This is a genomic window from Deferrisoma camini S3R1, assembly GCF_000526155.1.
GTDB classification, from domain to species: Bacteria; Desulfobacterota; Deferrisomatia; order Deferrisomatales; family Deferrisomataceae; genus Deferrisoma; species Deferrisoma camini.
The window spans coordinates 1,701,081-1,719,944 of sequence record NZ_JAFN01000001.1 but is presented as its reverse complement, the minus strand read 5'-3'; the positions used below and the strand labels follow the sequence as shown (position 1 = coordinate 1,719,944).

General features: G+C 67.7%; 14 protein-coding genes and 1 pseudogene. 8 read left to right on the top strand and 7 right to left on the bottom strand.

The features are described from left to right. Positions 1–22 precede the first annotated feature (22 nt). The 8 genes from DEFCA_RS0107580 (at position 23) to DEFCA_RS0107545 (ending at position 11,166) form a co-directional block, all read left to right on the top strand. Complete coding sequence (locus tag DEFCA_RS0107580; protein WP_025322429.1) at positions 23–727, top strand: ABC transporter ATP-binding protein; 705 nt, start codon at positions 23–25, stop codon at positions 725–727. 476 nt (positions 728–1,203) lie between these two features. Then, positions 1,204–1,608, top strand: a complete 405-nt coding sequence (locus DEFCA_RS0107575) for a heavy-metal-associated domain-containing protein (RefSeq protein WP_025322428.1) — start codon at positions 1,204–1,206, stop codon at positions 1,606–1,608. 217 nt (positions 1,609–1,825) lie between these two features. Continuing rightward, the gene (locus tag DEFCA_RS0107570) at positions 1,826–3,157 is read left to right on the top strand and encodes a TolC family protein (protein ID WP_035802882.1); all 1,332 of its coding nucleotides are present in this window, start codon (positions 1,826–1,828) and stop codon (positions 3,155–3,157) included. Further along, on the top strand, positions 3,154–4,740 hold the full coding sequence (locus DEFCA_RS0107565; RefSeq protein WP_169709494.1) for a TolC family protein: 1,587 nt from the start codon (positions 3,154–3,156) through the stop codon (positions 4,738–4,740). Before DEFCA_RS0107570 ends, DEFCA_RS0107565 begins: the two co-directional genes overlap by 4 nt. Before the next feature lie 72 nt (positions 4,741–4,812). Then, entirely contained in the window at positions 4,813–6,348 is a 1,536-nt protein-coding gene (locus DEFCA_RS0107560; protein ID WP_025322425.1) for an efflux RND transporter periplasmic adaptor subunit, read from the top strand. A gap of 206 nt (positions 6,349–6,554) precedes the next feature. Next, complete coding sequence (locus tag DEFCA_RS0107555; protein WP_025322424.1) at positions 6,555–10,079, top strand: efflux RND transporter permease subunit; 3,525 nt, start codon at positions 6,555–6,557, stop codon at positions 10,077–10,079. 67 nt (positions 10,080–10,146) lie between these two features. Then, on the top strand, positions 10,147–10,485 hold the full coding sequence (locus DEFCA_RS0107550) for a P-II family nitrogen regulator (RefSeq protein ID WP_025322423.1): 339 nt from the start codon (positions 10,147–10,149) through the stop codon (positions 10,483–10,485). Between the two features lie 141 nt (positions 10,486–10,626). Further along, entirely contained in the window at positions 10,627–11,166 is a 540-nt protein-coding gene (locus tag DEFCA_RS0107545; protein WP_025322422.1) for a hypothetical protein, read from the top strand. 317 nt (positions 11,167–11,483) lie between these two features. Here the strand turns inward: DEFCA_RS0107545 and pnp are convergent, their stop codons facing one another. The 7 genes and pseudogenes from pnp to infB all read right to left on the bottom strand — a co-directional run. Next, positions 11,484–13,565 (bottom strand): polyribonucleotide nucleotidyltransferase, encoded by a 2,082-nt coding sequence (pnp, locus tag DEFCA_RS0107540; RefSeq protein ID WP_245693548.1) that lies wholly within the window; start codon positions 13,563–13,565, stop codon positions 11,484–11,486. Between the two features lie 98 nt (positions 13,566–13,663). After that, positions 13,664–13,933, bottom strand: coding sequence for a 30S ribosomal protein S15 (gene rpsO / locus DEFCA_RS0107535; protein ID WP_025322420.1), 270 nt, complete (start codon positions 13,931–13,933; stop codon positions 13,664–13,666). Positions 13,934–14,059: 126 nt separating this feature from the next. Continuing rightward, positions 14,060–14,941: a tRNA pseudouridine(55) synthase TruB gene (gene truB, locus DEFCA_RS0107530; protein WP_025322419.1), complete on the bottom strand. Its 882-nt coding sequence runs from the start codon at positions 14,939–14,941 to the stop codon at positions 14,060–14,062. Beyond that, positions 14,938–15,933: a DHH family phosphoesterase gene (locus DEFCA_RS0107525; RefSeq protein ID WP_084318933.1), complete on the bottom strand. Its 996-nt coding sequence runs from the start codon at positions 15,931–15,933 to the stop codon at positions 14,938–14,940. Before DEFCA_RS0107525 ends, truB begins: the two co-directional genes overlap by 4 nt. Further along, a complete protein-coding gene (gene rbfA / locus DEFCA_RS0107520) occupies positions 15,908–16,270 on the bottom strand; it encodes a 30S ribosome-binding factor RbfA (RefSeq protein WP_025322417.1) in 363 nt (120 codons plus the stop codon). The genes DEFCA_RS0107525 and rbfA overlap by 26 nt, the downstream gene beginning before the upstream one ends. A 359-nt stretch (positions 16,271–16,629) precedes the next feature. Then, positions 16,630–16,917 carry a DUF503 domain-containing protein gene (locus DEFCA_RS0107515; RefSeq protein WP_025322416.1) on the bottom strand — a complete coding sequence of 96 codons (288 nt, stop codon included), beginning with the start codon at positions 16,915–16,917 and terminating at the stop codon, positions 16,630–16,632. Positions 16,918–16,923: 6 nt separating this feature from the next. Then, a pseudogene (gene infB / locus DEFCA_RS0107510) lies at positions 16,924–18,774 on the bottom strand (translation initiation factor IF-2); the annotation flags it as partial. Between the last annotated feature and the right edge of the window lie 90 nt (positions 18,775–18,864).

Here is an 18,864-nt window from a genome sequence, read left to right as displayed (position 1 = left end):
GAAGACCAACGGAGTCTCACCCATGTCCTATTTGATCGCGGAGAACCTGACCAAACGGTACGGCAGCGGCGATGCGGCCGTGCTGGCCGTTCGAGGAATGACGTTTTCGGTGGAGCAGGGCGAGTTCGTGGCGGTGATGGGCGAGTCCGGATCGGGCAAGTCCACCCTGCTGTCGATCCTGGGGGCGCTAAATACGCCGACCGAAGGCCGCTACCTGGTGGACGACATCGACGTGTACGGGCTCGACAGCGAGCGGCAAGCCGACTTCCGGCGGGAGTTCCTGGGGTTCGTATTCCAGAGCTTCCACCTGGTGCCGTACCTCACGTTGGCCGAGAACGTGATGTTGCCGCTCGCCACGGTGAAGGCCGCCAGGAACGAGAAGCGGCGCATGGCCATCGAGGCCCTAGACCGGGTGGGACTGGGCGGCAAGGCCGACCGGCTTCCCAGCCAGGTCTCGGGCGGGGAGCAGGAACGGGTGGCCATCGCCCGGGCCATCGTGAACGATCCCCCGATCCTGTTGGCGGACGAGCCCACCGGAAACCTGGACACCAAGACGAGCCAGGAGATCATGGGGCTTCTCACCCGGCTCAACCAGGAGGGCACCACCGTGGTCATGGTGACCCACAGCCCGGACTGCGCCGCGTACGCCCGGCGGATCCTTCGGGTGGTGGACGGCCGCGTGGTGGAGGAGGACCGGATCGTGCGGGAGACGGCGCTGGGGGGCTAGATGTCCGCCTCGGTAGGCCACGAGGCGGCCGGTTTTCGGGGTGCAGACCTTGCGCCTGTTCCGGCCGCCTAGCTGCCGGATGGCCCGAAGTGAGTGGGAAGCATCGTCAGGCCCCTGGGGGGCCCCTACAACCTGCGGCGCAACCGGACGCCGTCCCGCGGGGCAGGGGGCCTGTTTCCGGCCGTGCGTGAAGCCGGGCATTGAGATTCGCCGCGCAGGCACGGGGCACCGGCGGTGGCTTCATGGCAGTCCGGCGGGGCCCGAACGAATTCACGGTGCGAGCGTTGGAGGCGCTGCGCGGCGAGCGAAGGAGCCGCACGCGGCTCTCCAGCAGACCCCATGCCCCCGGACCGTGATGCTGCGACGCAGAGAGATACTTGAAACGTTAGGAGGTGAAAGAGGCTCTCAGGCTCCTAGCCTCCTGGCGTCCCGGCAGAAGCTACTGGCAAGACATCAAGAGTCGAGGAGACGTGACGATGAAATATCCGTGGAAATGGTGGGCGGGGGTGCTGGCTGGAGGGGCGGTGTTGGTCGTGTGGCTGGCGTTCGCCGGTTTTCCGGACGAGGCCCCGGCCGCCGCGGCCACCGACCGGGTTCTGTTCGCGGTGGAGGGCCTTTCCTGCGGCAGTTGTGAAGGTCAGGTGGTCAAAGCCCTGCAGGCCCAGCCCGGGGTCCGGGCGGTCGGCGTGGATCTGCGGGCGGGCCGTGTGGTGGTGGAGTACGAGCCCGCGGTGGTCGATGCGAAGCGGCTGGCCGATGCCGTGACCCGCATCGGGTACCCGGCCCGGTACCTGGCCTCCGGCCCCTCCGTGCCGCTGGGGCAGCGGGGCCAGGCCGGTGACGGCGGGTGTGGGGGGAGTTGCTGCCAGGGTGCTCAATAGTCCACAGGCGGTTGGAGAATAGTCTTCATGCCGCCGTTCTCGAGAGGAAACCCATCGTGCTAACAGGTGAGAATAACGGTGGAATGGTGGCTGGCACATGGGTTGCTCCTTGGGCCGCCGACCCGGGACGGCGACGCGAGTTCGGTTTGCGAATTTCTGGGCCCCGGGTATAACGGCTGCCGTCCGCTGGGTTTCTTCGAAGACCGGAGAGAATGGGATGAAACGAACCGTTGGATGGATGATGGGCGCGCTGGCGGTCGCCGTTGCGGTGGCGCCGGTCCGGGCTGCCGAGGCCCCGGCCGCTTTGGAGGCCCGGCTCCGGAGCGGCCCCTCGGTGGCGGATCTGGTGACCTACGCGTACCAGACCAACCCCAAGATTGCGGCGGCCCGTCAGAAATGGAAGTCCGTGGTGGAGCGTTACCGGGTCTCCACGGCGTACCCCGATCCCCAGGTCATGGTGACCTACTTCCCCGAGCCGATCGAGACGAGGTTGGGGCCGCAGGACTGGAACGCGGTGCTGAGTCAGATGATTCCGTTTCCCGGCAAGCTCTCGAAGGCCGGGGAGGTGGTGGAGGCGGATGCGCGCATCGCCCGTCTGGAGCTCGACAAGACGGTGAGGGACGTGATCGTGGCGCTTCGCGAGTCGGTCCACGAGCTGCTCTACATCCGGCGCGCCAAGCAGGTGGTGGCGGCGAACCGGGAGCTGCTGGACCACATGCGCAAGGTGGCCGAGACCGCCCACGCCGGCGACCGGGCCACGTTCGTGGACGTGGCCAAGGCCCAGTCCCAGCGGGCCCAGCTGGAGTACGACGCCCTCCTGCTCGAGGAGCTCGAGGCCACGGAGCGGGCCCGGTTGAACGCGCTGCTCAACCGCGCTCCGGGCGCCGAGCTGGGGCCTCTGCCGGAGATCCCGTTCCAGCCCCTGGCCTACAGCCTCGATGAGATCCACGAGCTGGCGGCCAAGCGGCAGGAGGAGATCCGGATCGCCGAGGCCCGGGTGGCGAAGGCGAGGGCCAAGCTGGACCTAGCCCGGTACGAGAACCGGCCGGACTTCAAGGTGGGGCTGTTCTACGCGGGCGTCGGGGAGCCGGACGTGGCCAACGAGCCCGACGATGCCGGCCGTGACGCCCTGGGCGTTCAGTTCGGCATGACGATTCCCCTGTGGCTCGGGAAGAACGCGGGCCGGACCGCGGCCGCCCGCGCGGAGATCGAGCGGGCCCGGGCCCTGAAGGTCGCGCGGATCAACGACACCGACGCGGCCATCCGAAGCGTGTACTTCCGTCTCAAGAATGCGGAGCGGTTGGTTACGCTCTACCGGGACGAGCTCCTGCCCCAGGCTGCCCAGTCCCTGGATGTGGCCGAGACGTGGTTCCAGGAGGGGGAGGGGAGCTTCAGCGACTTCGTGGAGACTCAGTCGGTGTACTACAACTTCCAGCTCTCCCTGGCCCGGGCCGAGGCCGACTACGGGAAGTTCCTGGCCCGGCTGGAACGGCTGACGGCCACGAGCCTGACCCGGCGGGAAGCAAGCGCCGAGGAGGGGAAGCAATGAGACGGTTACGGAATTGGATCCGCCGGATGCCGGCGCTCTGGGCGTTGGGCGTCGCCGTGTTCGCCGGGGCGCCGGCCTGGGCCGGGTACGGGGAGCTGAGCGACCAGTGGGAGTCCTACCAGCCCGAGGGGCTGTACCGAACCCAGACCGCTGCCGCTCCGGCCGTTCCGGCAAAGGCGAAACCCGCCGGGAGCGAAGAGTTCGAGCGCCAGAAGGAGGTGCTTGCGCAGGCCCGGCAGCGATGGACCAAGGCCCTGGAGCAGGCAGCGCCGTCGGAAGGGTTCTACTCCCCGCCGGACGAAGTTCTCGCCCGGCTCCGGGACGCTGCCGACGACGCCGGGGTCGCCGCCCGGGCACTCGCCGCCGACGGGGTCACCCTGCAGGACCTCGAGGTGCTCACCTGGCTGCGCAACCCGGGAATCCGTGCCGCCCAGGACCGCTTGCGTGGGATCTTGGAGCGCTACACCCAGGCGTGGAACCTCGACGAGATCCTACGCCAGTACACGGCCTTCACCGAGGGGCTGATGAACGGGGTGGGGCCCATGAAGGGCCGGGAGCCGGTGCAGATGCGGTTCCCGTTCCCCGGCCTGCTGGCCCTGAAGGGCGAGATCGTCACCCAGGAGGTGAGGGCGGCCGCCGAGGGGCTCGAGATCGCCCGGCGCACCGCGATCACCAACATCCGCAAGGCCTATTGGAACCTGGAGTTCGTGACCGAGGCCGAGCGGATCACCACTGAGATGCTCGAACTGCTCGAACGGCTCGAGTCCGTGGCCAAGGCCCGGTACGAGGCCGGGAAGACCAACTTCCAGGACGTGATCCAGGTTCGGATCCGGCGCGAGACCGTGACCGAGGACGTGCAGACCCTGGCCGAGCAGCGCCACACCGTGGAGTCGAAGATCCGCGAGATCCTGGACCTGCCCCCCGAGGTGACGGTGGGACGGCCGGCCAAGATCGAGCCCGTGCGAAACGTGCCGGAACTCGGCCCCCTGTACGAGGTCGCCCTGGACCGGCGCCAGGAGCTGCGGATGCTCCGGGCGCAGGTGGGCAAGATGGAGCGGATGATCGAGTTGGCCGAGACGCGGATCTACCCCGATTACACCCTGAACCTTTCCCTGTACCAGGACGAGGCGGTGAACCAGGTGGGCACGGCCCGCGTGAAGGAGCCGTTCGCCACGGTGACCACGGCTTCGGTGGGGGCGGGGCTGCCCAAGATGCCGTGGTACGGCCGCGGGGACGCCTACGTGCGGGAGACCCGCCAAAAGCTCGAGGCCCTGCGGCAGCGGCTGCGCAAGGAAGAGGCCGCCACCCGCTTCGGGGTCCACGACGCCTGGTTCCGGCTGGACCGCGCGGCCCGCGAAGAGGACCTGTACGCCAGCAAGGTGGTGGGGCTGTCCCGGGCGGCCCTGGACGTGGCCACCCGGGGGTACGAGGCCGGTGAGGTCATGTTCGCCGACGTGATCGGCTCGTACATGGGGTGGCTGGGGGCGAACCTGACCGAGGCGCGAAAACGCGCCGACCTGGGCGTGGCCTGGGCCGAGCTGGCCGAGGCTTTGGGGATGGACCAAGGGGGCACGAGCCGGTAGGAGGACCGCCCCCCTGTTCCCCCGACGGCTGACGACCGACGATCAACGACCAACGGCTTAGGAGTTCCTTTCATGGCGACCAACACTGAGAATCCGAAAACCCGATCCCCCCTGCGGGTGGTGCTGATCACGGCGGTGGTGACCCTGGGCGTGGCCGGGGGAGCCGCCTACTTCTTCGGATGGCTCTCCGCCCCAGGAACCGGCGTGGCCACGGCTCCCCAGCCGGTGGGTGAGGCCGGGGGACAGAAGGGCGAGAAAACCCTCTACACCTGCGGCATGCACCCCTGGATCATCTCGGAGGAGCCGGGGACCTGCCCGATCTGCGGCATGGAACTGGTGCCCAAGCGCGACGAGGCATCCGAGGCCAAGGCCGCCGCGTCGGGAAAGAAGGAGCGCAAGATCCTGTACTGGCGGGCCCCCATGAACCCCACGGAGATCTACGACCACCCCGGCAAGAGCAAGATGGGCATGGACCTGGTGCCGGTGTACGAGGATGAGGTGGTCGGCGGGGTGGAGGTCCGGATCGACCCGGTGATCCAGCAGAACATGGGCATCCGGACGGCGCCGGTGGAGAAGGGCCCCCTGGTCCGCACCATCCGCACCTACGGCCACGTGACCTACGACGAGACCCGCACCGCCACGGTGAGCCCCAAGTTCGGGGGCTGGATCGAGAAGCTCTACGTGGACTTCACCGGCCAGTTGGTGAAGAAGGGCGATCCGTTGTTCGAGATCTACTCCCCGGACCTGGTCTCGGCCCAGGAGGAGTACCTCACCGCCTACCGGAGCCTGAGCGAGACCGAGGGCGGATCGGATCTCCTGGCGTCGGCCCGCCGCCGGCTGGAGTACATGGACATCCCCCCCGACCAGATCCGGGCCATCGAGAAGTACGGCAAGGTCCGCCGGACCCTCCTGATCCGGTCTCCGTTCACCGGGGTGGTGACCCACAAGAAGGCGGTGGAGGGGGTGTTCGTGAAGGCCGGCCAGCCCGTGTACCAGATCGCCGACCTGTCGAAGGTCTGGGTGGAGGCCCACATCTACGAGTACGAGCTGCCCTGGGTGAAGGTCGGGCAGGAGGCCCGGATGACCCTGCCCTACCAGCCGGGCAGGGTGTACGTGGGCAAGGTGACCTACGTGTACCCCTACCTCCAGCGGCAGACCCGGGACGTGGTGATCCGGCTGGAGTTCGACAACCCCGACCTGGAGCTCAAGCCCGACATGTACGCCGACGTGGAGCTGCGCACCACCCTGCCCGGCCAGGGCCTGCTGATCCCCTCCGAGGCGGTGCTCCGGTCCGGCGAGCGCAACGTGGTGTTCGTGACCCGCGGCGACGGCAAGTTTACGCCCCGCGAGGTGACCCTGGGGCTCGAGGTGGACGGCGGGAAGGTGCAGATCCTCTCGGGAGTGGCCGAGGGCGAGTACGTGGTCACGTCGGGCCAGTTCCTCCTGGACTCCGAGTCCAAGCTCAAGGAGGCCGTGCAGAAGATGCTCGAGGCCAAGATGGGCAAGCCCAAGGCCGAGAAGCCGGCCAAGTCGTCCGACGACTTCTTCGACGACATGGACGGTGGCGACGCGGGCAAGAAGAAGGACGACTTTTTCGAGGACATGTGACCACGGGGCGGCCGGAGCGGCCCGGCCTCCGCTGTCGGGCCCAGAAGTCGGCACCCAGGGGTTCGGAAAGTCCGGATTTGAGCTCTGTACCTGACCCGGAGGCCGTTCTGACGGGTGGAGGTAAACGATGGCGCGAGAACACGACGGGTTTCCGCCTTCCAGCGTCCTAGCCTCCTAGCCTCCTAGCTTTCCAGCGGAAGGCCGACATGATTGAAAAGATCATCGAATGGTCGATCAACAACAAGTTCATGGTGATCCTGGCCACGGTGTTCGTGATCCTGGGCGGGGTGCTGGCCATGACCAACACCCCCCTGGACGCGATTCCGGACCTGTCGGACGTGCAGGTGATCATCTACACCGAGTACCCTGGCCAGGCCCCCCAGGTGGTGGAGGACCAGGTCACCTATCCGCTGACCACGGCCATGCTGGCCGTACCCTACGCCAAGGTGGTGCGCGGATACTCGTTCTTCGGGTTCTCCTTCGTCTACATCATCTTCGAGGACGGCACCGACCTGTACTGGGCCCGGAGCCGGGTGCTCGAGTACCTGAACTTCGTGGCCGGCCGGCTGCCCCAGGGGGTGACCCCGAGCCTGGGCCCCGACGGCACCGGCGTGGGGTGGATCTACGAGTACGTCCTTAAGGACACCACCGGCACCCACGACCTCTCGGAGCTGCGGTCCCTCCAGGACTGGTACCTGCGCTACGAGCTGACGGCCGTGCCCGGTGTGTCGGAGGTCGCGAGCGTGGGCGGGTTCGTGAAGCAGTACCAGGTCGAGGTGGACCCCAACAAGCTGCTGGCCTACGGCATCCCCATCCAGAAGGTGCGCCGCGCCATCCAGCGGTCCAACAACGACGTGGGCGGCAAGCTCATCGAGATGGGCGAGACCGAGTTCATGGTGCGGGGCAAGGGGTACCTGCGAAGCATCGAGGACATCGAGAACATCGCCATCGGGGTGGACAAGTTCGGCACGCCGGTGCTCCTGCGGCAGGTGGCCGACGTGCACCTGGGGCCCGAGCTCAGGCGCGGTATCCTCGAGTGGAACGGCGAGGGCGAGGCCGTGGGCGGGGTGGTGGTGATGCGGTTCGGCGAGAACGCCCTCGAGGTGATCCGCCGGGTGAAGGAGAAACTCAAGGACCTGGAGAAGGGCCTGCCCGAGGGCGTGGTGATCGAGACGGGCTACGACCGGTCGGCCCTGATCCTGCGGGCGGTGGACACCCTGAAAGGGAAGCTCATCGAGGAGATGACGGTGGTGGCGATCATCTGCGTCATCTTCCTCCTGCACTTCCGGTCCGCGTTCGTGGCGATCTTCACCCTGCCGGTGGGCATCCTGATGTCGTTCCTGGTGATGTACGCCCTGGGGATCAACGCCAACATCATGAGCCTGGGGGGAATCGCCATCGCCATCGGGGTGATGGTGGACGCCTCGGTGGTGCTGGTGGAGAACGCCCACAAGCACCTGGAGCACGACCGGGGCAAACGGCCCCACATCGAGATCATCGTGGAGGCCTCGAAGGAGGTGGGCCCGGCGCTGTTCTACAGCCTCTTGATCATCACGGTGAGCTTCCTGCCGGTGTTCGCCCTGCAGGAGCAGTCGGGCCGGCTGTTCAAACCCCTGGCCTACACCAAGACCTTCGCCATGGCGGCCTCGTCCATCTTGGCCATCACCATCATCCCGGTGCTCATGACCTTCTTCGTGCGCGAGGAGACGTTCTCGCCCGAAACGTCGCGCCGACGCCGGTTCTGGACCTGGGTGGGGGCGGTGGCGGGGCCCCCGGCCCTGGTGGTGGCCGGGGGAGTGGCGGGGCTCGCGCTCCCGGACTGGAGCCTGGTGGCGGCCCTGGGGGTGTCGGCGTTTGCGGCGGTGTGCCTGGTGCCCCAGCGGATGATCCCCGAGGCGAAGAACCCCATCAGCCGGTTCTTCATCCGCCTGTACCTGCCGTTCATCCGAACGGTGCTCAAGTGGCGTAAGACCACCGTGCTGGTGGCCCTGGTGGCGGTGGTGGTCACCTGGTACCCCCTGTCGCGGCTGGGCAGCGAGTTCATGCCGCCCCTGAACGAGGGCGACCTCCTGTACATGCCCACCACGCTGCCGGGGATCTCCATCACCAAGGCCAAGGAGGTCCTCCAGCAGACCGACAAGATCATCCAGAGCTTTCCCGAGGTGCACCACACCCTGGGCAAGATCGGCCGGGCCGAGACGGCCACCGACCCGGCGCCCCTGTCGATGATCGAGACCACCATCATGTTGCGGCCCCAGGTGGAGTACGAGGAGATCCGGGTGAAGCGGTTCTTCTCGGACTGGCCGGGGTGGCTCAAGAAGCCCCTGACCTGGATCTGGCCCGAGGTGAAGCGGGGCAAGGTGCTCCACGAGTGGCGCAAGAAGAAGGTGGAGCGGTTCTTCTCGGACTGGCCCGACTGGATCCGGAAGCCCCTGGCCAAGATCTGGCCCGAGGAGCGCTACATCACCATCGACGAGCTGGTGGAGGACCTGGACCGGGCCATCCAGTTCCCGGGGCTCACCAACGCCTGGACCATGCCCATCAAGACCCGGATCGACATGCTGTCGACCGGCATCAAGACCCCGGTGGGCATCAAGCTGATGGGGCCGGATCTGCAGGTGCTCTCGGACCTGGGTGCCAAGATCGAGGCCGTGGTGCGGGACATCCCGGGCACCCTATCGGCCTACTCCGAGCGGGTCACCGGCGGCAACTACGTGGACTTCGAGATCGATCGCAAGGAGATCGCCCGGTACGGCCTGACCGTGCAGGACGTGCAGGACGTGATCATGACCGCCATCGGCGGCATGAACGTGACCTACACGGTCGAGGGGCTCGAGCGCTACCCGGTGAACCTGCGCTACAGCCGGGAGCTCCGGGACGACCTGGACAAGCTCCAGCGGGTGCTGGTGCCCACGCCCACCGGCGCCCAGGTGCCCCTGGGGCAGCTGACGAAGCTGTCGATCGTGAAGGGCCCGCCGAGCATCAAGAGCGAGAACGCCCGCCAGACCGCGTGGATCTACGTGGACCTGAAGGGGGTGGACGTGGGGTCCTACGTGGAGAAGGCCAAGGAGGTGGTGGAGCGGGAGGTGAAGTTCCCGGCTGGGTACTCCATCGTGTGGTCCGGTCAGTACGAGTACATGCAGAAGGCCCGCAAGACCCTGAACGTGATCGTGCCGATCACCCTGGTCGTGATCTTCCTGCTGCTGTACCTCCACTTCCACAGCATCGCCGAGGCCACCATCGTGATGGCGAGCCTTCCCTTCGCCCTGGTGGGCGGGGTGTGGCTCCTGTTCTTGCTGGGGTACAACCTCTCGGTGGCCGTGACCGTGGGGTTCATCGCCCTGGCCGGGCTGGCGGCGGAGACCGGGGTGGTGATGCTGGTGTACCTGGACGAGACGTTCCACCGACGCCGAACCCACGCCCTGATGAAGACCACCGGGGACCTGCACGCCTCGATCATCGAGGGCGCGGTGGAGCGCGTGCGGCCCAAGCTGATGACCGTGGCCACCACCTTGATCGGGCTCCTGCCCGTGATGTGGGGCCACGAGACCGGCTCCCAGGTGATGAAGCGGATCGCGGCGCCCATGGTGGGCGGGCTGATCTCCTCGACGATCCTGACCCTGGTGATCATCCCGGCCGTGTACGACATCTGGAAGCGCTGGGAGCTGAGGGGCGTTTTGGTTCACGGCCGGGCCACGGACGCGGCGCCCGAGGACGACGAAGAAGGGTAGACCCCCTTGAACCCGCCGCCGGGGGGGAGTCCGGCCCCTCCGGCGGCCCAGACCACGGAGTCACCGCATGAAACTGATCCGAGCCTACATCCGCGTGGAACGGGCCGACGAGGTGCTCGACGCCTTGAGCCAGGCCGGCATCGTGAACGCCACCCTGACCCACGTGCTGGCCGTGGGGCCCAATCAGGATCCCGACCAGAGCAAGGTGAGCATGGAGTTCGGCCGGCGGGTGAACCGCATGGTCAAGCTGGAGCTGATCTGTCCGGACAAGGACGAGAGCATGATGGTCGAGACGATCCGGAAGGCGGCCTGTACGGGGCAGCCCGGCGACGGGGTGGTGGCCGTGCAGAACCTGAACCGGCTGGTGAAGATCCGCACCGCCAAGGAGAGCGTGGACGCGTTGTGAGGGGCGGTGATTGGCGAGAGACCGGTAGGCCCATTTCAGTGCCGTGTTGATCGTTCCCCCCGGCGGGAGCGGGTTGCCGCCAGGGGGCCTTCCAGGCCCGAACCCGCACCATCCAAACCTGAGTACCAAGGAGAAGACGCCATGAAGAAGCACACGATCTGGACCCTGGTGACCCTGGTGAGCCTGAGCCTCTCCGTTCCGGCGTTCGCCGGCTCGGACCACGGCGGCGGCATGCAGGGCGGCGGCATGAAGGGGATGCAGATGAAAGGCATGGACATGAAGGGGTCTATGCCGATGATGGGCAAGGAGATCCGCACGACCCAGGTGAACGGCTACACGCTCACCTACCGCCTGATCGACATGAAGCAGAAGATGGAGATGATGAAGGGCATGAAGGGTATGTCCATGAAGGGCATGGACATGTCCAAGATGAAGTCCCACCATCTCATGGTGTTCGTCAAGGGGGCCGACGGAAAGCCGGTGGCCGACGCCAAGGCCGGGTTCAAGGTGGAGGGGCCGAGCGGCGCCCAGGTGCCCGTGCAGAAGGTGATGTGCATGGCCATGTCCGGCGGGTTCGGCGCCGACGTGGACTTCAAGGCCAAGGGCACCTACACGATCAAGGCTAAGGTCGTGGCGGGCGACACGAAGCTCGTGGACGAGTTCACCTACACGGTGGAGTGAGACCGGGAGGCCCGGTGAGACTAGAAACTAGAAACTAGAGACTAGAAACTGGAGACGGGAGAGATTCCGGGTGCGTTGGTTCGTTGGACGGCCGGGGCTCCACCCAGGCCCCAGGCCCCCGGAGTGTGATGCAGTAACGCAGGCATGCTTGGAATTTTAGGAGATAAAAGAGGTCTTTTAGCCTTACGGCCTCCCAGCCTCCTAGCTTCCCAGCCTTTAAGCGGGCCAAAGGACAAAAAGCACAAGACGTGAGAAGGGAAAGGGCAACCCCCTCGGGGGTTGCCCTTTTTGTAGGCTGGGGCGGGATCCAGGCCGGTCTAACGTCGGCCGCCGCGCCGGTTCCGTCCGTTGTCGTGGCGGGCGTTCGACGATCCGGCCTCGTCCGGGTACAGGGCCGCCTTGCGGGAGAGCTTGATCCGGCCGGTCTGGTCGATGCTCACCACCTTCACCGGCACGGTGTCGCCCTCCTTCATGTAGTCGGTGACCTTGTTCACGCGTTCCTTGTCGATCTCGCTGATGTGCAGCAGCCCGTCGGTGCCCGGGAAGATCTCGACGAACGCGCCGTAGTCGGTCACCCGCCGCACGATGCCCTCGTACACCCGGCCCACCTCGGCCTCCTGGGTGAGCTCCTCGATCATCTGGATCGCCTTCTTGCACTGCTCTTCGTTGGTGCTGGCGATCTGGACCGTGCCGTCGTCCTCGATGTCGATGGTGGTCTGAGTGGTCTGGATGATCTTGCGGATCGTCTTCCCGCCCGGGCCGATCACGTCCTTGATCTTCTCGGGGTTGATCTTGATCACCGTGATCCGGGGGGCCAGGGGCGAGATGTCGGGCCGGGGGGCCGAGATGGCCTTCTCCATCTCGCCCAGGATGTGCAGCCGGCCCTGCCGGGCCTGCTCGAGGGCCTGGCGCATGATCTCAGTGGTGATGCCACCCACCTTGATGTCCATCTGGAGGGCCGTGATGCCCTCGCGGGTGCCGGCCACCTTGAAGTCCATGTCGCCCAGGTGGTCCTCGTCGCCGAGGATGTCGGACAGCACGGCGAACCGGTCTCCCTCGAGGATGAGGCCCATGGCGATCCCGGCCACCGGGTGGGCGATGGGAACGCCGGCGTCCATCATGCTCAGGCTGCCGCCGCACACGGTGGCCATGGAGCTGGAGCCGTTGGACTCCAGGATCTCCGAGACCACCCGGATCGTATACGGGAACTTCTCCTGGTCGGGCAGCAGGGGCTCCAGGGCCCGCTCGGCCAGGGCGCCGTGGCCGATCTCGCGGCGGCTGGGGGCACGGAGGAACCGGGCCTCGCCCACCGAGAACGGGGGGAAGTTGTAGTGCAGCATGAACCGCTTGTAGTACTCGCCCTCCAGGGCGTCGATCATCTGCTCGTCACTGGAGGTGCCCAGGGTGGTGACGACCAGGGCCTGGGTCTCGCCCCGGGTGAACAGGGCCGAGCCGTGGGTGCGCGGGAGCACGCCCACCTGGCAGTCGATCGGACGGATGTCCGCCAAGCCCCGGCCGTCGATGCGGCGACCCTCCTCCAGGATCATCCGCCGCACGTGCCGTTTGGCCAGCTCGTCGAACGCGGCCAGGTACTCCTTCTCCCGCAGCCGCTCCTCTTCGGTCAGGGACTCGAGCAGAATCTGCTTGGCCTGCCGCAAGGCGGCGTACCGGGCCTTCTTCCGGACCTCCTGGTAGGCCGCCACCCCGTGCTCGGCAAAGATCGGGGCCACCCGGGCCTCCACCTCGGGGTCTGCCGCAGCCTCGGGGATCTCGCGCTTGGGCTTGCCGACCTGCTCTACGAGCCGGTCCTGGAGTTCCACCAGCCGCCGGATCTCGGCGTGGCCCCTCTCGATGGCTCCCAGCACCTCCTCCTCGGAGAGGATGTTGGAGCCGCTCTCCACCATGGTGACCGCGTCGCGGGTGCCGGCCACCACCAGGTTCAGCCGGCTGCGCTCCAGCTGCTCCAGGGTGGGGTTCACCACGTACTCGCCGTCGATGTAGCCCACCCGCACGGCCGCGATCGGCCCCTGGAACGGGATGTCCGAGATGGACAGGGCCGCGCTCGCGCCCACCAGCCCGAGCACGTCCGGGGAGTTCTGGGAGTCGTGGGACAGCACCGTGGCGATGATCTGGGTCTCCGACCGGAAGCCCTTGGGGAACAGGGGCCGGATCGGCCGGTCGATCAGCCGGGAGGCCAGGGTGTCGTAGTCGGGCGGCCGGCCCTCGCGTTTGAAAAAACCGCCGGGAATCTTCCCGGCGGCAAACGTCTTGGACTGAAAGTTCACGGTCAGGGGGAAGAAGTCCACTCCTTCCCGGGCTTCCTCGGCGGCCACGGCCGTGACGAGCACCACGGTTCCCCCGTAGCTCACCACCACGGCGCCGTGGGCCTGGCGGGCCATGCGGCCGGTTTCGATGGAGAGGGTTCTGCCCCCCAGTTCGATCTCTACGGTTTTGGTGTCGAACAACGCACTACTCCGTGACGGGAAGGAAAAGGGAACTACTTGCGGATGCCGAGGCGTTCGATCAGGGTGCGGTAGCGCTCGATGTCTTTCTTTTTGAGGTACTCGAGCAGCCGACGGCGCTGGCCGACCAGCTTCAGGAGTCCCCGGCGGGACGAGTGGTCCTTGTGGTGGTGCTGGAAGTGCTCGGTCAGATAGCTGATCCGCTCGCTCAGGAGCGCGATCTGGACCTCGGGGGAGCCGGTGTCCCCTTCGTGGGTCTGAAACTGCTCGATGATCTCCTGCTTCCGTTCGGGGGTGAGGGCCATCTTCAATATCCTCCTGGTATTTCCTTGTTTCCTGGGACCATCCGGCCCGTCGGCCGGGCCGGGTACGAGCATGAACATGACTTTTTAGCACAACCGCCGATTTCGGTAAAGCGCGCGAGGTGGCGGTCAGGCGGCGAACACCTTCACGGGCCGCAGGCGCTGCTCCTCGACCCTGCCCACTGCCACGAGCTCGCCGGCAGGGCCGAACACAGCCACCGGCCCGTCGTGGGGCGGGCCCGCCCACTCCACGGCGGTTCCGTGGGCCAGGCGCGCCGCCTCGTCCGGCCCGACCTCGACCCGAGGCAGCCCCTCCACCATGCGTTCGGGGGGGAGCACCCGTTCCCAGGCAGCGGTCCCCAGCTCCTCCACCTCGTCGAGGGGCACCGCATCCCCCAAGGAGAAGGGGCCGGAGCGGGTCCGCTCGAGCTCCCACAGGACCGCGCCGCATCCGGCGGCCCGGCCCAGATCCCGGGCCAGCGACCGGATGTAGGTGCCGGCCGAGCACTCCACCTCCACCTCGATCTCGGGCAGGTCCACCGTGATCAGGTCGAGCCGGTGGATCTCCACGGTTCGGGCAGGGGGCTCGACCCGCTCGCCCCGCCGGGCCCGGCGGTGCAAGGCCTGGCCCCCCACCTTCACGGCGGAGTATACGGGCGGGATCTGGGTGAGGGTGCCGCGGAACCGGTGCAGCAGCCGTTCGATCTCCCCTGGGGTCAGGGCGGGAACCGGGGCGGTGGCCGTGATCCGGCCGGTGCGGTCGAGGGTGTCGCGCTCCTCGCCCAGCCGGATCCGGGCCCGGTAGGCCTTGGGGTGGCCCACCAGGTACTCGAGCAGCCGGGTCGCCCGGCCGAGCCCCACCAGCAGGACCCCCGAGGCGAACGGGTCCAGCGTGCCGGCGTGGCCGGCCTTTGTGGCGGCCAGGGCGCGGCGGACCCGCGCCACGGCCGTATGGGATGTGGGGCCGGGGGGTTTTGCGCAGACCAGAAGGCCCGAACGGGGATCCGTCATCCCACCTCGCGCCTTGCCAGGAGCAGTTCGTCGCAGGCCGCCTCCACCCGGTCGAAGATTCGCTGGCGGATCTGGGGGGCGGTCCCCTCCACCGTGGCGCCGGCCGCGTTGCGGTGGCCGCCCCCGCCGAACTCCCGGGCGATCTCGGCCACGTCCACCCGACCCTTGGAGCGGAACGCCACCCGGTACCGGCCGTCGGGCTCCTCGCGCAGCAGGAACCCCACCTCCACTCCGCAGACGGACCGGGGGTAGTTCACGAACCCCTCCACGTCCTCCACCCCGGTGTGGGTGGCCCGGAACATGTCCTGGGTCACCACCACGCAGGCGGCCTTGTCGCGGGGAGAGAGCTCGAGGGTCTCCAACACCCGGCTAAGAAGCCTCAGGCGGTTGACCGGCTGCTGGTCGTACACCATCTGGGCCACCCACGACGGATCCACGCCTCGACCCACCATCCGCGAGGCGATCTCGAACGCCCGGGCGTTGGAGTTGGAGAACCGGAAGCAACCCGTGTCGGTGAGGATGGCCGTGTAGATGTTCGTCGCGGCGGTGAATCCGACCGGCACCTGGAGCCCCACGAGCACCTCGTAGACCAGCTCGGCCGTGGCGCAGGCCGCCGGATCCACCAGGTTGGCGTGGCCAAACTCGCCGTTGCCCGGGTGATGGTCGATGTTGATCCACCGGGCTCCCCGGAGGGGAGCGAGGTCCACGCCGGGCCGGTCGGGGTTGCCGCAGTCCAGGAACACCACCGTGTCGTAGTCGCCGCGCTCCGGCGCGATGCCCACCCGTTCGGCCAGGGGCAGCCACACCAGGTTGGCGGGAACGCCGTCTGTGTTCACCACCTCGCAGGTCTTTCCGAGGGTCAGCAGGCCCGACAGCAGCGCCAGCGAGGACCCCATGGCGTCGCCGTCGGGGTTGCGGTGGGAGACGATGAGCACCCGCCGGGCCGGGAGGAGGGCCCGGCGCACCTCAGCGATCCGGGTCTTCCTTTGCATCGCGCACGTCCTCCAGGGCGGCCTGGGTCCGTAGGGCCCGCTCGAAATCCTCGTCGTAGACGAACTTGAGCTCCGGCACCACCTTGATCCGCAGGCGGGCACCCACCGCCCGGCGCACGAAGGCCCGGGCGCTGTCGAGGCCCTTCTGGGTCTCCGAACGCTGGAGGGCCTCTCCCAGCACCGTGTAGTAGACCCGGGCGTGGCGCAGGTCGGCGCTGACCCGCACCCCCGTGATGGTCACGAATCCCACCCGCGGGTCCTTGATCTCCCGCTGGAGCACCCACGCGATCTCGTGATGGAGCAGGTCGGCCACCCGCTGGGTCCGCCGTGATTCCATGGATGGCTCCTGTAAAGGCTATGAAACCGGCGACGAACATACACGCGAAGGGGGCAAGGGACCTGCCGGAGAGCCGGGCGCGGCCCCTCAGTTCGCCGCGCAGCGCCTCCGGCGTTCGGACTACGAAACGATACGTATTCTACCGAGTTGGAATGAAACCAACTCTCGTGTCTTGTGCCTGCGCGGCGAATCCCGATGCCCGGCTTCGCGCCCGGCCGGAGGTAGGTTCCTTGCCCCCACCCACCAAGGAAACGAGCCTGTTTTGTCGCCAGGTTGGTGGAAGGCTGAAAGGCGAGAAGGGCCGAGGCCCTCCGTCTCCCGCCCCCGGCAATCTCTCGGCATGGGGAACCGCCCCCGAATCAAAAATGCAGGATCTCCCGGTCCACGGTCAGGATCTGGGCCAGGTGCTGATCCTCCACGAACTGGAGCACCCCTTCCAGCACCCGGTCGGCCAGGGGAGCCGACCCCGAGACCACGGCGAACCCGATCGTGGCCCGCTGGTGCAGGTCGAGGCTGTCCACCTCTGCCACGCTCACCGGAAACCGGTTGCGCACCCGGTCCACCACCCGGCGCACCACGGAGCGCTTCTCCTTGAGGCTGTGGGCCTCGGGAATGTACAGGTCGAACCGGGCCACTCCGATCACCATGGGGGGCTAGGCCTCGTCTGCGGCCTTCTCCTCCACCACGAAGAACTCCACCACATCGCCCTCCTTGATGTCGTTGTAGTTCTGGATGGACAGGCCGCACTCCATGCCCTCACGCACCTCGCGCACGTCGTCCTTGAACCGTTTGAGGCTCGCCAGGGTGCCCTCGTACACCACCACGTTGTCCCGCAGCAGCCGCACCCGGGCCGATCGCTGGGCCACGCCCTCGGTGACGTAGCATCCGGCCACGGTGCCAACCTTGGGCACCCGGAACAGCTGCCGCACCTCGGCCCGTCCCAGCACCTTTTCCTCGATGGTCGGCGCGAGCAGCCCCTGCACGGCCTTGTTCAGGTCGTCGATGGCGTCGTAGATGACGTTGTACAGACGGATGTCCACTCCCTGCTGGTCGGCCAGCTGGGAGGCCTTGGACTCGGGCCGCACGTTGAACCCGATGATGATCGCGTGGGACGCCGTGGCCAGGTTCACGTCGTTCTCGGTGATCCCGCCGACGGCCCCGTGGATCACCCGGACCCGCACCTCGTCGGTGGATCGTTCCTCCAGGGCCTTGGTGAGGGCCTCCACCGAGCCTTGCACGTCGGCCTTGATGATGAGGTTGAGGTCCTGCACCTCGCCCTGGGCGAGCTGGGCGTGGAGGTCCTCCAGGCTGACCCGTCTGGTCTTCGCCATCTCTTCCTGCCGGGCCTTCTCGGCGCGGCGCGTGGCGATCTGCTTCGCCACCCGCTCGCTCTCCACCACCTGGAACGCCTCGCCGGCGGTGGGCACTCCGCCGAGGCCCAGGACCTCCACCGGGATCGACGGCCCGGCCTGCTTGACCCGCTTGCCCTGGTCGTTGATCAGGGCCCGGATCCGGCCGTAGTGGTGGCCCGCCAGGACCACGTCGCCCACCTTGAGGGTACCCTCCTGCACCAGCACCGAGGCCACGGGCCCCCGGCCGCGGTCCACCCGGGCCTCGATCACCACGCCGCGGGCGGGCTTGTTGGGGTTGGCCTTGAGGTCCAACAGCTCGGCTTGAAGGGCGATCATCTCGAGCAGATCGTCGATGCCGTCGCGCTTCTTGGCCGACACCGGCACGCAGATCACGTCGCCTCCCCACTCCTCTGGCACCAGCCCGTGCTCGGTGAGCTGACGCTTGACCCGCTCGGGGTCGGCATCGGGCTTGTCCATCTTGTTGACGGCCACGATGATGGGCACCCCGGCCGCCTTGGAGTGGTCGATGGCCTCGATGGTCTGGGGCATGATGCCGTCGTCCGCCGCCACCACGAGCACCGTGATGTCGGTGACTTTGGCGCCCCGGGCCCGCAGGGCGGTGAACGCCTCGTGCCCCGGCGTGTCGAGGAACACCAGCTTGCCCCGGCTGGTCTCCACCTCGTAGGCGCCGATGTGCTGGGTGATCCCGCCGGCCTCGCGGTCGGCGACCCGGGTCTCGCGAATGGCGTCGAGCAGCGAGGTCTTCCCGTGGTCCACGTGGCCCATGACGGTGACGACGGGGGGCCGGGCTTCGAGGTCCTCGGGCCGGTCCTCGCTCTGGGCCAGCATCTCCTCCTCGCCCACCTGGTAGCTCTCGACCTCGTACCCGAACTCCGACGCCACCAGGGCCGCGGTCTCCACGTCGATGGTCTGATTGATGGTGGCCAAGACCCCGAGCCCCATCAGCTGACGGATCAGCTCGGTGGCCTTCACGCCCATCCGCTGGCTCAGGTCCGAGACCGTGATCACCTCGCCGATGCGGATCCGGCGTTTTTGGGCCTTGGGCGCCACCGTGCTGGGGGCCTGGGGGGCCGCCTTGCGCTGGGGCCTGGCGTGGACCTCCCGCTTGGCCCTCTTGCCCTTCTTGCCCTTGCGGGCCTTGCGGGCCGCCTTCGACGCCTCCCGCTCCTCCTTGGACATCTGGTACGAGGGCGGTGGGGTGGGCTGCTCCGGGAGGTGGTG

Coding starts and splice junctions, on each gene's coding strand:
- DEFCA_RS0107580 (WP_025322429.1), top strand. CDS start 23: ATGTCCTATTTGATCGCGGAGAACCTGACCAAACGGTACGGCAGCGGC.
- DEFCA_RS0107575 (WP_025322428.1), top strand. CDS start 1,204: ATGAAATATCCGTGGAAATGGTGGGCGGGGGTGCTGGCTGGAGGGGCG.
- DEFCA_RS0107570 (WP_035802882.1), top strand. CDS start 1,826: ATGAAACGAACCGTTGGATGGATGATGGGCGCGCTGGCGGTCGCCGTT.
- DEFCA_RS0107565 (WP_169709494.1), top strand. CDS start 3,154: ATGAGACGGTTACGGAATTGGATCCGCCGGATGCCGGCGCTCTGGGCG.
- DEFCA_RS0107560 (WP_025322425.1), top strand. CDS start 4,813: ATGGCGACCAACACTGAGAATCCGAAAACCCGATCCCCCCTGCGGGTG.
- DEFCA_RS0107555 (WP_025322424.1), top strand. CDS start 6,555: ATGATTGAAAAGATCATCGAATGGTCGATCAACAACAAGTTCATGGTG.
- DEFCA_RS0107550 (WP_025322423.1), top strand. CDS start 10,147: ATGAAACTGATCCGAGCCTACATCCGCGTGGAACGGGCCGACGAGGTG.
- DEFCA_RS0107545 (WP_025322422.1), top strand. CDS start 10,627: ATGAAGAAGCACACGATCTGGACCCTGGTGACCCTGGTGAGCCTGAGC.
- pnp (WP_245693548.1), bottom strand. CDS start 13,565: ATGGCCCGCCAGGCCCACGGCGCCGTGGTGGTGAGCTACGGGGGAACC.
- rpsO (WP_025322420.1), bottom strand. CDS start 13,933: ATGGCCCTCACCCCCGAACGGAAGCAGGAGATCATCGAGCAGTTTCAG.
- truB (WP_025322419.1), bottom strand. CDS start 14,941: ATGACGGATCCCCGTTCGGGCCTTCTGGTCTGCGCAAAACCCCCCGGC.
- DEFCA_RS0107525 (WP_084318933.1), bottom strand. CDS start 15,933: ATGCAAAGGAAGACCCGGATCGCTGAGGTGCGCCGGGCCCTCCTCCCG.
- rbfA (WP_025322417.1), bottom strand. CDS start 16,270: ATGGAATCACGGCGGACCCAGCGGGTGGCCGACCTGCTCCATCACGAG.
- DEFCA_RS0107515 (WP_025322416.1), bottom strand. CDS start 16,917: ATGGTGATCGGAGTGGCCCGGTTCGACCTGTACATTCCCGAGGCCCAC.